The sequence below is a fragment of the Aeromonas sp. FDAARGOS 1417 genome, assembly GCF_019046985.1.
GTDB classification, from domain to species: domain Bacteria; phylum Pseudomonadota; class Gammaproteobacteria; order Enterobacterales; family Aeromonadaceae; genus Aeromonas; species Aeromonas veronii.
Window position 1 is genome coordinate 2,206,841 of sequence record NZ_CP077221.1, and the last position, 13,797, is coordinate 2,220,637.

The 13,797-nt window shown below is 61.0% G+C and carries 15 protein-coding genes; 3 read left to right on the forward strand and 12 right to left on the reverse strand.

What is annotated here, in order from left to right:
• Window positions 1-73: 73 nt before the first annotated feature.
• Window positions 74-1,171 (reverse strand): agmatine deiminase, encoded by a 1,098-nt coding sequence (gene aguA / locus I6L47_RS09880; protein ID WP_216949233.1) that lies wholly within the window; start codon window positions 1,169-1,171, stop codon window positions 74-76.
• A 155-nt stretch (window positions 1,172-1,326) separates the two neighbouring features.
• On the opposite strand from aguA, the gene I6L47_RS09885 reads away from it, so the two are divergent.
• Both I6L47_RS09885 and I6L47_RS09890 read left to right on the forward strand, forming a co-directional pair.
• Window positions 1,327-2,280 carry a LysR family transcriptional regulator gene (locus I6L47_RS09885; protein WP_005354497.1) on the forward strand — a complete coding sequence of 318 codons (954 nt, stop codon included), beginning with the start codon at window positions 1,327-1,329 and terminating at the stop codon, window positions 2,278-2,280.
• 472 nt (window positions 2,281-2,752) lie between these two features.
• Window positions 2,753-3,088 carry an endonuclease domain-containing protein gene (locus tag I6L47_RS09890; RefSeq protein WP_216949234.1) on the forward strand — a complete coding sequence of 112 codons (336 nt, stop codon included), beginning with the start codon at window positions 2,753-2,755 and terminating at the stop codon, window positions 3,086-3,088.
• Between the two features lie 129 nt (window positions 3,089-3,217).
• On the opposite strand, the gene I6L47_RS09895 is transcribed toward I6L47_RS09890, so the two are convergent.
• Window positions 3,218-3,784 carry a TetR/AcrR family transcriptional regulator gene (locus I6L47_RS09895; protein ID WP_216949235.1) on the reverse strand — a complete coding sequence of 189 codons (567 nt, stop codon included), beginning with the start codon at window positions 3,782-3,784 and terminating at the stop codon, window positions 3,218-3,220.
• Window positions 3,785-3,984: 200 nt separating this feature from the next.
• Between I6L47_RS09895 and I6L47_RS09900 the strand changes: the two genes are divergently transcribed.
• Window positions 3,985-5,022, forward strand: a complete 1,038-nt coding sequence (locus tag I6L47_RS09900) for an alkene reductase (RefSeq protein WP_216949236.1) — start codon at window positions 3,985-3,987, stop codon at window positions 5,020-5,022.
• Window positions 5,023-5,136: 114 nt separating this feature from the next.
• On the opposite strand, the gene rpoS is transcribed toward I6L47_RS09900, so the two are convergent.
• The 10 genes from rpoS to putP form a co-directional block, all read right to left on the reverse strand.
• Entirely contained in the window at window positions 5,137-6,120 is a 984-nt protein-coding gene (gene rpoS / locus I6L47_RS09905) for an RNA polymerase sigma factor RpoS (protein ID WP_005335504.1), read from the reverse strand.
• A 45-nt stretch (window positions 6,121-6,165) separates the two neighbouring features.
• Complete coding sequence (locus tag I6L47_RS09910; RefSeq protein WP_216949237.1) at window positions 6,166-7,236, reverse strand: LysM peptidoglycan-binding domain-containing protein; 1,071 nt, start codon at window positions 7,234-7,236, stop codon at window positions 6,166-6,168.
• Between the two features lie 9 nt (window positions 7,237-7,245).
• Window positions 7,246-7,827: a YqaA family protein gene (locus I6L47_RS09915; protein ID WP_005354505.1), complete on the reverse strand. Its 582-nt coding sequence runs from the start codon at window positions 7,825-7,827 to the stop codon at window positions 7,246-7,248.
• A complete protein-coding gene (locus I6L47_RS09920) occupies window positions 7,824-8,441 on the reverse strand; it encodes a protein-L-isoaspartate(D-aspartate) O-methyltransferase (RefSeq protein ID WP_005335507.1) in 618 nt (205 codons plus the stop codon). The genes I6L47_RS09915 and I6L47_RS09920 overlap by 4 nt, the downstream gene beginning before the upstream one ends.
• A gap of 7 nt (window positions 8,442-8,448) precedes the next feature.
• A complete protein-coding gene (surE, locus tag I6L47_RS09925) occupies window positions 8,449-9,210 on the reverse strand; it encodes a 5'/3'-nucleotidase SurE (RefSeq protein WP_216949238.1) in 762 nt (253 codons plus the stop codon).
• Window positions 9,191-10,249 (reverse strand): tRNA pseudouridine(13) synthase TruD, encoded by a 1,059-nt coding sequence (gene truD, locus I6L47_RS09930; protein WP_216949239.1) that lies wholly within the window; start codon window positions 10,247-10,249, stop codon window positions 9,191-9,193. The genes surE and truD overlap by 20 nt, the downstream gene beginning before the upstream one ends.
• Window positions 10,249-10,725 carry a 2-C-methyl-D-erythritol 2,4-cyclodiphosphate synthase gene (gene ispF / locus I6L47_RS09935; RefSeq protein WP_005335518.1) on the reverse strand — a complete coding sequence of 159 codons (477 nt, stop codon included), beginning with the start codon at window positions 10,723-10,725 and terminating at the stop codon, window positions 10,249-10,251. The genes truD and ispF overlap by 1 nt, the downstream gene beginning before the upstream one ends.
• 146 nt (window positions 10,726-10,871) lie before the next feature.
• Window positions 10,872-11,564: a 2-C-methyl-D-erythritol 4-phosphate cytidylyltransferase gene (ispD, locus tag I6L47_RS09940; protein ID WP_216949240.1), complete on the reverse strand. Its 693-nt coding sequence runs from the start codon at window positions 11,562-11,564 to the stop codon at window positions 10,872-10,874.
• Window positions 11,557-11,874, reverse strand: a complete 318-nt coding sequence (gene ftsB, locus I6L47_RS09945) for a cell division protein FtsB (RefSeq protein ID WP_005335520.1) — start codon at window positions 11,872-11,874, stop codon at window positions 11,557-11,559. The genes ispD and ftsB overlap by 8 nt, the downstream gene beginning before the upstream one ends.
• A 208-nt stretch (window positions 11,875-12,082) precedes the next feature.
• Entirely contained in the window at window positions 12,083-13,600 is a 1,518-nt protein-coding gene (gene putP / locus I6L47_RS09950; RefSeq protein WP_005354514.1) for a sodium/proline symporter PutP, read from the reverse strand.
• Window positions 13,601-13,797 lie beyond the last annotated feature (197 nt).

A 13,797-nucleotide genomic window follows, 5' to 3' on the forward strand; every position in this document is an offset into this window, starting at 1 on the left:
GCCTGCGACCATCACACCATCAAGAGAGAAAACCCCACGGCGTGGGGTTTTGAATACTCACCGGAACCGGTTCTTATTTGCCGGAGGGGATCTGCTGGGTAATGCAGTGAATATTGCCACCGCCCAGCAGGATCTCGCGGGCCGGCACGCCGACCACGGTGTGTTCCGGGAAGATCTCTTCCAGAATGCGCTGGGCTTCGCCATCGGTGGCGGCATCCAGCAGCGGGTAGACGATGCGATCGTTGGTGATCAGGAAGTTCACGTAGGAACCGGCCAGACGGCCTTCTGCCTCGCGCGGCACACCGCTGCCGCTCTCGACGCCAGCAGACTCCTCTTCAGTGCAGTAGAGCGGGCCCGGCTGGGGCAGCTTCCACACTTTCAGCTTGCGCCCCTTGGCATCGACCGCCGCTTCCAGCACCTTGAGGGCAGCAACAGAGCGGGCGTACTGGGGATCGTTCTGATCGTCAGTCCAGTGCAGGGCCACTTCACCCGGACGCACGAAGCAGCACATGTTGTCGATGTGGCCGTCGGTTTCGTCCATGTAGACGCCTTCGTCCAGCCAGATAAAGCTGGTGACGCCGAGATAGTCGCGTAAGTAAGCTTCGATCTGCTCTTTGGTCAGGTGCGGGTTGCGGTTTTCGTTGAGCAGGCACTCGGCGGTGGTCAGGCAGGTGCCTTCGCCATCGACGTGGATGGAGCCCCCTTCCAGGATCAGCGGCGCATCGTAGCGAGCCATGCCGTGCTGGGCCAGCATCTGGGCTGCGACCTCTTCATCCTGATTCCACGGGTAGTAGAGACCGCCCTTGTGGCCGCCCCAGGCGTTGAAGCCCCAATCCACCCCACGGCACTCGCCGGCAGCGTTGGTAACAATGGTGGGGCCGGTATCGCGAGCCCAGCAGTCATCGCTGTTCATTTCGACCAGAGTGACGTGGGCGGGCATGATGGCGCGGGCCTGCTCCATAAACTGGGCTGGTACACCCATAAAGACCGGGGTGGCACCGCCGATGGCATCCGCCACCTTGGCGAAGGTCTCTTGCGCGAAGCGACCGGCTACGCGCCAGTTGTCCGGGCGAAATGGCCAGATCATCCAGACGGCCTGCTGGTGCGCCCACTCGGCGGGCATGGTGAAGCCGTCGGCGGCCGGCGTGGAGTTAATGGTCTTGATGCTCATCGCAAGGCTCCTTGCATGGATTGAGGCCCCCGTTTACGCCCGATGCGGCGCGGGAACCCGGAAAAATAACAGTGGGTCGCAGAGTAAGACGTTGCGCCCCCATCCATCAAATGAATAGGATGGATTGTCCCATAAACACGGCGAATAATCCTCCCATGAAACTGCACCAGCTCGACCTCAATCTGCTGCTCGCGTTTGACGCCCTGATGACGCAAGGGAGCGTCACTCGCGCCGCCGAAGCGCTCTTTATCAGCCAGCCCGCTATGAGCCACTCCCTTAACCGGCTGCGCACCTTTCTCGGCGACCCGCTTTTGGTGCGCACCCCGCAGGGGATGCTGCCAACCCCGCGCGCCCAGCGGCTGCATCTCGGGGTGCAGCAGGCGCTTCGGCTGCTGGAGCAGCAGCTCACCGAGGAAGAAGAGTTCGAGCCGAGCCAGTCGAAGCGGCGCTTCGTGCTCTGCACCACAGATTACGTGGAGTGCGTGCTGATCCCGCCGCTGATCCAGCGGCTCAGAGGGCTGGCGCCGGGGGTCACCATCGAGATCCGCATCCTGCGCGACACCCTGCCCGAAGCCGAGCTGGCGAGCGGCGAGATCGATTTGGTGCTGGGCTTTGACGAATACATGCAGGTACCGGGGTATCTCGGCAAGGAGACCTGGCTCACCGAGCCGCTGGCCGGGCTGGTGCGCGCCGATCTGCCCATTGCCAAATCGGCCCCCGCCGGGGCCGAGGATGATCCCTCCCAGTGGCAGGAGCGCATCACCCTGCAGCAGCTTATCGCCATGCCCCATGTGTTCCACTCGCCGCTGGGTACCTCGGAGGCGAGCCTCGACCGCTATCTGAAGAGTCAGGGCTTTAGCCGCACCATCTCGGTCAACAGCCAGAGCTATATGTCCGCCGCCGCCATCGTCAGCCAGAGCGATCACCTGCTGGTGCTACCCAGCATGGTGGCAGAGCTGCTCGCCACCCACTGGCCGCTGAAAAGCCTGCCGCTGCCCGAAGACGTGCCGGATTATCATCTCAACTGCGTCTGGCACCCCGTGCACGCGCAGCAACCCGCACTGGTGTGGCTGAAAGATTTGATGAAAGAGCTGGTGGGGCCGAGGTAAGGCCGCGGCGTCTGGCATACCCCATCGGCGCATACGCAACAACCGGCGCAGGTGTGGCTCAAGGATTTGATGAAGGAGCTTGTTGACCGACCATGATGCCCAAACCGAACCTCGATCAATTCCCTCTCCCTCAGGGAGAGGGTTAGGGTGAGGGCGGCTCCCTCCCCCTCATCCCCACCCCTTCTCCCGCAAGGGGAGAAGGGAGCCGTTACGCTACAACTTGCAGCATCGTAGTCAGCCAGGCGATTCCCAATACATTCAAAAAGTTATCGTCATCTTCCTATTACCCAATCCAGTTTCCCCTACTCGAATCCGGCAATGAACACAGTGATGATCAGCCCAATCCCAACCACAACTCGATCTGTTCCCTCTCCCATTGGGAGAGGGCTAGGGTGAGGGGACGCAATACCCAACCGGTAAACAGATGGGAAGCAGGCTATATCTATAGGGCGATACGGAGCAGGGGCAGTTTATGGAGAGCAACCACTTTGCCAAGCGACTGAGACGAGATGCCACACAGGCAGAACAGAAACTGTGGCAACAGTTGCGCAATCGGCGTCTGGCGGGGTTGAAATTTCGCCGCCAAATGTCCATCGGCCCCTATGTGGTGGATTTCATCTGCCTTGAACAGGGATTGGTCATCGAAGTGGATGGTTCGCAACATGGAACACAAGCGAACCAGATGCATGACGAGGCTCGGACAGCCTATCTCAATCAGCAGGGATTTCGGGTGATACGAGTGTGGAATAACGATGTACTGAGTCGGATGGAGGTCGTACTGGCCCATATTTGGCTCTCATTGCGCTGAGCAGAGCCCTCCCCCTCATCCCCAACCCTTCTCCCGCAAGGGGAGAAGGGAGCAAACAACCCGGCGCGTGTGGCATCCCCGGAAACAACCATGGCTCCCGCAGGAGCCATGGTTGTTTCCGGGTGCGCGTTACGCCCGCAGGGCCCGCATCAGCTGGGCGACTACGTCGTCGAGCAGGGGGCGATCGGGGCGGCACTGAGCGAAAGTGACCAGCCCTTGCAGGTTGATCAGCAGCAGTGCGGTGAGGGTGTGGATATTGCTATCCGGGGCCAGTTCACCCTTGGCCTGCGCCTGTGTCAGCAACTCAGCCAGATCCTGCTCCAGCTCGCCATAGATCCCCTTGACCCGCAGGGTCAACTCCTCATCCTGCTCGCTCAGCTCCATCATGGTGCGGGTCACCAGACAGGAGCCGCAGAGCGCCTCCCCCACAATCCGGTCGAGATAGGCAGCAAGGCCCGCCAGCGGGCTCGGGTTGTCGAGCAGGGAGCGGCGCAGGGTGCGTTTGCCCTCGACATAGTGATCCACCGCCGCCAGCAGCAGGCCGCGCTTGTTGCCAAAGGCGCCGTAGATGCTGCCCGGATGGAGGCCGGTGGCGGCCACCAGCTCCTGCATGGTGGTCTTGGCATATCCCTTGGCGCGAAACGCTTCCATGGCATTTCGCAGTACCTCGTCCCGATCAAACTCGGCTATGCGCATGGTTCCTCCCGTGGGAAATGGTTCACCGGCAAGGGGCAACAGAGCCCGCCGATAAAGAGTGGCTGGAAAGGGCGGCAAGTTTACCCCAGCCGCCCGCTCGGGCCAACCATCTTGAACGCTCATTCAAAAAAAAGCTTGCACCCGACGCAAAAAACGTCTTGAATGCACGTTCAAGAATAACCCGTTCAGGACAACCTATCATGAATACCCTGTTTCAGCCGTATCGACTCAATGACACTCTGACCCTGGCCAACCGTTTCATGATGGCCCCGCTCACCCGCTGCATGGCAGGCCCAGGTCTGGTGCCGACCGAGCAGATGGCTGCCTATTACGGCCGCCGCGCCGACATCGGCCTGATTGTTTCCGAGGCCGTCATCATCCGCCCCGATGCGCAGGGCTACCCCAATACCCCGGGCCTCTTCACCCAGGCGCAGATCGATGGCTGGAAGAGAGTGACCAGCGCCGTACATGCCAAAGGCGGCAAGATCTTCGCCCAGCTGTGGCACGTCGGTCGCCTCTCCCACCCCTTCTTCCATCAGGCTGAAGTGTTGGCCCCCTCTGCCGTGGCGCACGAGGGCACGGTGCCCCGCATGCGCGAGCTGACCTATCAGGTGCCGCGCGCCCTGACCGAGGCCGAAATCGCCCAGCTGGTGCTGGATTACGCCCAAGCCGCAGCCAACGCCATCGAGGCGGGCTTTGACGGGGTGGAGATCCACGGTGCCAACGGCTACCTGATCGACCAGTTCCTGCACCACTCCACCAACCTGCGCACCGACAACTACGGCGGCAGCCCGGAAAAGATGAGCCGCTTCGCGCTGGAAGTGGTCGATGCCATCAGCGCCCGCATCGGCGGTGATCGGGTTGGTATTCGCCTCTCCCCGGGTGCCTATGTCCATCTGGCGGGCAGCCCGGAAGATCGCGCAGTGTTCGACTATCTGCTGGGCAAGCTCAACGACCGCCCGCTGGCCTATATCCACCTCGGCATCTTCGATGACAACCTCACCTTCGATTATCTGGGTGGCCGTGCCTCCGACTATCTGCGTGCCCACTACAAGGGCAATCTGGTCGGGGTGGGCAACTACGACGCCGAGCGCGCCGCTGCGGCCATCGAGGCCAACCGCTTCGATCTGGTGGCTATCGGTCGTCCGCTTATCGCCAACCCGGACTACCTCACCAAGGTGAAAAATGGCGAAGCACTGGTGCCCTACGCCGATACCATGCTGGCTGAGCTGGTATAACCACGAAGCCATCGCCAGACAACAGGCAATAAAAAACGAGGGGAGCTGTTGCTCCCCTCGTGCTATCTGGCTGATGCCGCATTCCGTTGGTGCGGGCTTAATTGGTGCGGATGCTTAATTGGTACGAAATAGCGCCTCGATGGAGAGCCCCTGGCTCAGCAGGATCTCCCGCAGACGACGCAGCCCCTCCACCTGGATCTGGCGAACCCGCTCGCGGGTCAGGCCAATCTCGGCTCCCACATCCTCGAGGGTGGCCGGCTCGTAGCCCAGCAGACCAAAACGACGGGCCAGCACTTCCCGCTGCTTGGGATTAAGCTCCTCCAGCCAGTGGACAATGCTGCTGCGCATATCATCTTCCTGTGACTCCAGCTCAGGCCCCATGCCGCGCTCGTCGGAGAGCACATCCAGCAATGCCTTGTCGCGATCGCCACCGATAGGGGTGTCCACCGAGGTGATCTTCTCGTTGAGCTTGAGCATGCGGTTCACGTCATCCACCGAACGATCCAGCGCAAAGGCGATATCCTCGGCGGTCGGTTCATGATCGAGACGGTGAGAGAGTTCGCGCGCGGTGCGCAGGTAAACGTTTAACTCCTTGACCACATGAATGGGCAGACGGATGGTGCGGGTCTGGTTCATGATGGCCCGCTCGATGGTCTGGCGGATCCACCAGGTGGCATAGGTAGAGAAACGGAAGCCGCGCTCGGGGTCGAACTTCTCGACCGCACGGATAAGACCGAGGTTGCCCTCTTCGATAAGATCCAGCAGCACCAGGCCGCGGTTGTTGTAACGACGGGCGATTTTCACCACCAGTCGCAGGTTGGACTCGATCATGCGCTTGCGGGCAGCTTTGTCACCCCGCAAGGCACGACGGGCGTAGTAGACTTCCTCTTCGGCAGTGAGCAGCGGGGAGAAGCCAATCTCCCCCAGATAGAGTTGCGTGGCATCCATCACCTTGTTCAGCTCAGGTGCCAGCAACTCATCGGAGATAGTCTCGTCCGCCTCGGCGGCTACCTCCTGCAACTCTTCTACCTCGTGAGATTCGGGTTCAGCGTCAAACTCTAACTCTGCATCCTGCATTACCAGTTGTTCTTGGCTCATGGTGTGTCTCCCTGACGTTACCAGAGTAAGACGGTCTCTCTGGGGTTAACGCTTTGGCAAATAGCTCATCGGATTGATCGACTTGCCTCTGTACCGGATCTCGAAATGCAATCGCACATCCGGCGCGTCCGTGCTACCCATGTTGGCAATGACCGAGCCCCCCTTGACGCTGTCCCCTTCCTTCACCCGCAACTCGTCGTTGTGTGCGTAAGCGGAGAGATAGTCATCATCATGCTTGAGGATAATCAGCTTGCCGTACCCCCTTAAAGCACTGCCAGCGTATACCACTTTACCGCTGCTGGCGGCGTAGACGGGTTGCCCCTTCTGGCCGGCTATGTCGATCCCCTTGTTACCCTGTTCTGCAACAGAGAACCCCTCGACGATCCGGCCTTTTGCGGGCCAGTGCCAAGCAAGTCTCGACTGGGGGTTGTTTGTTTTTTGTTCTTTGACCTGAGCGTATTCCTTCGGTGCTGCCGGAGCAACGGATTTCTGAGAGATGAACGGCGTGGTCTGACCAGATCCACTCGGCTCGGCCAACGGACGCGGACCGCTGCTCGGACGGCTCACGGCCACCGGCGTCACGGTTGCCGGACGAGTCGCAGCCACCATCTGGGTCGAACCGCCGCCTGCGGTCTGGACATTGAGCACCTGACCCGGTTGCAGCGCATAGGGGGCGCTCAGGTTGTTGCTCTGGGCCAGCGCCTGCGGCGTCATGCCAAACTGGCGGCCGATGCTGCTCAGGGTATCGCCGCGGCGCACCTCATAGGTACCTGCACTGCGGCTGCTGCTCATGCTGGCGCTGGAACCATCGAGTCGCAGTCGCTGCCCCGGATAGATGTTGTAGGGCGGGCTGATGTTGTTGAGGCTGGCCAGCGACGGCACGTCGTTGCCGGAGTTGAAAGCAATGGAGTAGAGGGTATCGCCCCGCTTCACCACATAGCTGCCGCCCTGAATGGGGGCGCTGACCTGGGCACCGCTTTGGCGAGCCGGAATGGTCGAGACAAACTGCCCCTCATCAACACCATCTACCGGAGCTGCATTTTTACTGGAGGAGCAGGCAAGCAGCAGCCATGACAACACCACGACACTGCTTCCTTGCCAAATACGCGAACGCATAATGGATCCTTAACGACTAAACCAGAAATAGGCCACCACGGCCAGACCAATACAGAGCCAACCGAGCACATCTACGTAGTGCATCAGTTTGCGTTCCATCTTCTCGCCACCCCAACGCATCAGGCCCGCAACTAGGAAAAAGCGCATGCCACGACCGATGAGGGAGGTGATGATGAAGGGCAGCAGAGCCATTTGCAACAACCCTGCCGTCACGGTAAACACCTTGTAGGGGATAGGGGTGAAGCTGGCAATGAAAATGACCCAGATCCCCCACTGCTCAAACCAGTTGCGAGCGATTTCGATCTTGTCCTGATAACCCACAGACTCCACCAGTGGCAGCACCACCGGATCCCATAGCGCATAGCCAAGGGCATAGCCAAACAGGGCGCCCAGCACAGAGAAGACGGTAGCCAGCGTGGCGTAGTGCCACGCCTTGTGGGGCTTGGCGAGCGCCATCGGTGCCAACATCACGTCCACCGGGATCGGCCAGAATACCGACTCGATGAAAGCGGTGATGGAGAGATACCAGGGGGCATGCTTGTGGCGAGCCCACTGCATCACCAGTACGTACAAACGGGAAAACAACTTCACTCAACATCTCCGTCAATCAGGGGAACAAAACGTACCGGCTCCAGAATACGGCTGGTCAGCTGGGATCCGGATCGTTCGATCAGCTGCAGGGTCTGCTGGCTGTCACCCACGGGCAACACCAGTCGGCCCCCTTCGGCCAGCTGATCGGTGAGCGCCGTCGGGATCTCGCTCGCCGCGGCTGTCACCAGAATGGCGTCATAAGGCCCCTTGTTGGGCCACCCCAGCCAGCCGTTGCCGTGCTTGGCCGAGACATTGTGCAGATCGAGCTGGCGCAGTCGGCGTCTGGCCTGGAACTGCAGCGACTTGATCCGCTCCACGGTATAAACATGCTCCACCAGATGGGCGAGGATCGCCGTCTGGTAGCCCGAGCCAGTGCCAATCTCCAGCACATGGGCCGGATTGTTTTGCATCAGCAACTCGGTCATTCGCGCCACCATGTAGGGCTGCGAAATGGTCTGGCCGTGGCCAATGGGCAGGGCGGTGTTGTCCCACGCCTTGTGCGCCATGGCCTCGTCCACAAACAGCTGGCGCGGCACTTTCGCGATGGTCGCCAGCACGCGAAAATCGCGAATATCCTGCGCAATGAGCTGATTTAACAGGCGCTGTACTATCACACCACCCTCATCCCTGCAGATCTAACCAGGCCCCCAGACCGGCGAGACTGTCATAGGCAGTCATATCGATGGTCAGGGGGGTAATCGAGACATAGCCCTGCTCGATGGCAGCAAAATCGGTGCCTTCACCGGCATCCTGCTGGCTGCCGGGGGGGCCGATCCAGTAGATGGGCTGGCCACGGGGATCGTCGGTGCAGATCACCGACTCCGCCCGGTGGCGATTGCCAAGGCGGGTGGTCTTGATCCCCTTGATCTGCTCGAGGGGCAAGTCCGGCACGTTGACGTTGAGGATCTGATCGGCAGGCAGGGGGTGTTTCATCAGCCCCTTCACCAGCAGGGCCGCATAGTGGGCCGCCGTGGCGAAGTGGGTCTTGCCCACTAGCGAGATGGCGATGGAGGGATAGCCAAGATGGCGCCCCTCGGTGGCCGCGGCGACCGTGCCCGAGTAGATGACATCATCCCCCAGGTTGGCACCGTGGTTGATGCCGGCCACCACCATGTCGGGTTCAGGACGCACCAGCTCGTTGACCGCCAGATGCACGCAGTCGGTCGGCGTGCCCTTCACCGCATAGCTCTCGCACCCATTAAAGCCGTTTTCTGCAATGCGGGTAACCCGCAGCGGTACTTCCAGCGTCAGGGAGTGACTCGCGCCGCTGCGGTTGCGATCCGGCGCCACCACAATGACCTCGCCGCAGGCGCGCAGCGCCTCGCTGAGGGCACGAATGCCCTCGGCATGCACACCATCATCATTACTGACCAGAATTCGCATCGGTCTGATTCCTGAAACCGTGATCGGCCTCTTCGGCCTGCATTAACTCGCGCACCACGCTGGTGGCAAACGCGCCCGCCGGCAGGAAGAAGGAGAGGATCAGCGCCTCGCCGTCCAGCTGCCAGCTCATCTGCTCCGGCTTGAGCAGCAGGGGGCGGCGATCCTGATCCAGCCCGGCTTTCTCCAGCCCGTCACACCAATCGCTGTAAGGGGCCAGCACGCCCTGTTCGAACTCGGCAGCGGCGCCCTGACTGGCCAAGCGGCCACGGCCCCACTGGGGCGCGGTGAGCTGCACGTCGCCGGAGGCAAGACGCGCTTCCAGCTCGGGGGTCACGCTCTCTTCGCTGAAGATGGAGTGGCTGCCCTTGAGCATCACGCAATCACCGGCCAGCAGCTGATGGGCCAGCCCCTGCTCGATACGGGCGCTGACAATGGCGTTGAACAGCATGCTGCGGGCGGCAGAAAGGTAGAGAGAGCGTTTGTTGCGATCCTTGATCCGCTTGCCGGCAAACATCGCCTTGGCCGCTTCCAGGTTGTTGCCATCGCGGCCAAAACGCTGCTCACCATAGTAATTGGGTACGCCCTGAGTGGCGATGGCCTGCAGGCGCGCTTCCAGCCCGTCGGCTTGTTCCAGACCGGTGAGACGCAGGGTGAAATGGTTGCCCTTGAGGTAGCCGACCCGCAATTTGCGGTTGTGACGCCTGGCTTGCAGGATCTGGATGCTGTCGCTCTCGATGACAGACAAGTCCGGCTCGGCCTTGCCCGGCAGATGAATACCAAACCACTGCTCGGTCACCGCGTGACGATCTTTCAGGCCCGCCCAGGTCACCGCATTGCGGTTGACCCCGGCCGCATCGGCCAGCAGACCCGCCACCCAGGCGGTGTTCTCGCCGGTTTTGCGCACACGGACAAAGATGTGTTCCCCTTCACCGCAAGGCTCAAACCCGAGATCTTCATTGACCACGAAATCGGCGGCCTCGGCCTTGAGGATACCGCGGGCAGTAGGCGCCCCGTGCAGATAGGCAAGTTGTTCCAGCATTATTGTTTCACCAGTAGGACGACGGCTTCGGTGGCGATCCCTTCCTTGCGCCCCGTAAACCCAAGCTGTTCGGTGGTGGTCGCCTTGACGTTCACCCGGTTCAAATCACATTGCAGATCGGCGGCCAGCACGGCGCACATGGCGTCGATATGGGGCGCCATTTTGGGGGCTTGGGCGATGATGGTCACATCCAGGTTGCCGATGGCATACCCCGCCTTCTGTACCCGGGCAAAGACATCACGCAGCAGAATGCGACTGTCGATCCCCTTGAACTCGGCAGCGGTATCGGGGAAGTGGCGACCGATGTCACCGGCACCGATGGCCCCCAGCAGGGCATCGCTCACCGCGTGCAGCACCACATCGCCGTCAGAGTGGGCAACCAGCCCCTGCTCGTAGGGAACCGGCACGCCACCCAGCATGCAGGGGCCAACACCACCAAATTTATGAACATCAAAACCATGACCAATGCGCATCATCAGCGGCAACCTCCCAACATGCTGAAACCAACCCCATCAATTTTGTGTACGTCCACACCATGTCCAATCCGGATCATGCTAACTCCTTGTTCGGGTCTGTTTGTTCGAGACGCTCTACTCTGAACGGTCTGTTCTGACTGAGGGGCTTATGCCTGCTGGCTTAAAAACAGCCCCGCCAGCGACAAGTCTTCCGGCCGAGTCACTTTGATATTGTCGGCGCGCCCCTCCACCATCCGCACCGTGAATCCGGCCCGCTCCATGGCGGAGGCCTCGTCGGTGATGGTGGCGCCCAGCAGCAACCCCTCTTCCAGCGCCCGCTTCAGGGCACGGGTCGGGAACATCTGCGGCGTCAGGGCATGCCAGAGCTCCTCGCGCTCGACGGTAGCGATGATATTGCCCTCCCCATCGGAGCGTTTCATGGTATCGCGCACCCGACTGCCGAGAATGGCACCGCCGCAGTTCATGGCCGCGGCAATCAGCGCATCGAGATCGCCGTGAGTCAGGCAGGGGCGGGCCGCATCGTGCACCAGCACCCACTCCCCTTGCGCCACATGGAGACCATTGAGGACGGAGAAGGCGCGCTCGGCGCCTCCCTCTACCCGCACAATTCGCGGGTCGGCCGCCACGGGTAGGGCCTCGAACCAGTGGTCATGGGGCGCAAGCGCCACGATCACCTGGGCGATGGCCGGGTGGGAGAGCAGCCGCTCCAGGGTATGTTCGAGAATGGTTTTACCCGCCAGTTGCAGGTACTGCTTGGGGCAATCGGCCCCCATTCGGCTGCCGATACCGGCGGCAGGGACGATCGCCGTCAGGCCGGATACCCGGCTGGCATCAGTCATCGTAGGGCTCATCGTCCGGCGCTGTCTCTTTGTCTTTCTCTTTGGGGATGATCCGGTAGAAGGTCTCCCCCTGCTTGATGTAACCCAGATCGTTGCGCGACAACTCCTCGATGGCCTCGAGGCCAGAGGTGAGATCATCTATCTCGCGGTAAATGAGGTCGTTACGATCCTTGAGAGTCTGGTTGTCCCGCTGTTGCTGCGAGATGGCCTCCGACAGGTTCTGATAATCGGATAGCCCGTTCTTCCCCAGCCAGAGGTCATATTGCAGTCCCCCCAGCAGGAGGATCAGGATCAGGGTGAATAGCCGCATGCACTAGGTCTCCTTCAGGCGGCCTAGTGTCCCATATTCGGTGCCAAGACAAAAGAAAGCGAGCACCCGGGAGCCACCGGCCGAACATAAAAAAGTGCCCAAGAGTGAATCAGATAGCACAAAGCCCCGCCAAACCGGTGCAAGGATGGCCAACCAGGGCGCTCCTTGTCCGGGGGCGGGGCTCTCAATCAGAAAGCGGTAAGGGGGATCAGTTCACCGCGACCGGCTCTCCCGCGCTCTCGGCCGGAGTGTTGTACTCCTCCTCGGCATCGCGGAAACGCTCCAGCATCGCTTTTGAGGGCGCTTCGCCCAGCAGACTGCCCACCACGATGGCCAGCAGTGCGAACAGGAAGCCCGGAATAATCTCATACAGTCCCAGCCAGCCGAACTGCTTCCAGACGATGACGGTGATGGCACCGACCAGCATGCCCGCCAGCGCGCCGTTGCGGGTCATTCGCGGCCACAGCACCGAGAGCAGCACCACGGGACCAAAGGCGGCACCGAAACCGGCCCAGGCGTAGCTCACCAGCCCCAGCACCCGGTTTTCCGGATTCATGGCAACAGCGATGGCAATCACCGCGATCAGCAGCACCATCAGGCGACCCACCCACACCAGCTCACGCTGGGAGGCGTTCTTGCGCAGGAAGGGTTTGTAGAGATCCTCTGTGATTGCGCTGGAGCAGACCAGTAATTGACAACTTAGAGTGCTCATCACCGCCGCCAGAATGGCGGAGAGCAGCACACCGGCGATCCAGGGGTTGAACAGGATTTTGGAGAGCTCGATAAAGACCCGCTCCGGGTTGCCGGTCACTCCAGCCGCCACTTCCGGGAAGCGGGCAAAATAGGCCAGACCGAAGAAACCGATGGCCACCGCACCAGCGAGGCAGAACACCATCCATGTCATGCTGATACGGCGGGCATTGGCCATGGAGTGGTGGGAATCCGCCGCCATGAAACGGGCCAGAATGTGGGGCTGACCGAAGTAGCCAAGGCCCCAGGCCATCAGCGAGACAATGGCGATCACATCCAGATTCTTGAACATGTCGAGGTTGGTGGCGCTCTTGGCGGCCACCTCGATCATGGCGCTATCCACCCCGCCGACGGCGATGATGACGAAGACCGGGGTCAGGATCAGGGCGAAGATCATCAGGGTTGCCTGCACCGTATCGGTCCAGCTCACCGCGAGGAAGCCGCCGAAGAAGGTGTAGGTGATGGTGGCGGCGGCACCGACCCAGAGGGCGGTGTTGTAATCCATGCCGAAGGTGCTCTCGAACAAGCGGGCACCGGCCACCACGCCGGAGGCGCAATAGATGGTGAAGAAGAGCAGGATCACCAGCGCCGAGAGGATGCGCAGCACCTTGCTGTGATCTTCAAAGCGATAGGTGAAATAGTCCGGCAGGGTCAGGGCATTGCGGTTCTTCTCGGTATGTACCCGCAGGCGACCCGCTACCCAGCGCCAGTTGAGGTAGGCGCCGATGACCAGACCGATGGCGATCCAGCTCTCGGAGATGCCGCTGACGAAGACGGCGCCGGGCAGGCCCATCAGCAACCAGCCGCTCATGTCGGAAGCGCCGGCAGAGAGAGCGGTCACCCAGCTCCCCATCCGGCGGCCGCCCAGAATGTAGTCATCAAAGTTGCGGGTGGCGCGATAGGCGACGAAGCCGATCAACACCATTCCGAGGATATACACCAGGAAGGTGATTAACATGGGTGTGCTAGCTGTCATGCAAAACTCCGTTTTGTGTCATTTTCTGCCCGCTCTGGTGACGGGCTCATCCCTAAAAAACCGGCCTAGCTTAATCAGCCGTTCGCGCCAGCTCAACCACTTTTAACAAACACAAAACACAATAAAAACCTTTGCGCATCAAATCATCTGCCGCATCAAGAGGATGGCGCCAGATTTCCTGCCGTGGCCGTGACGGC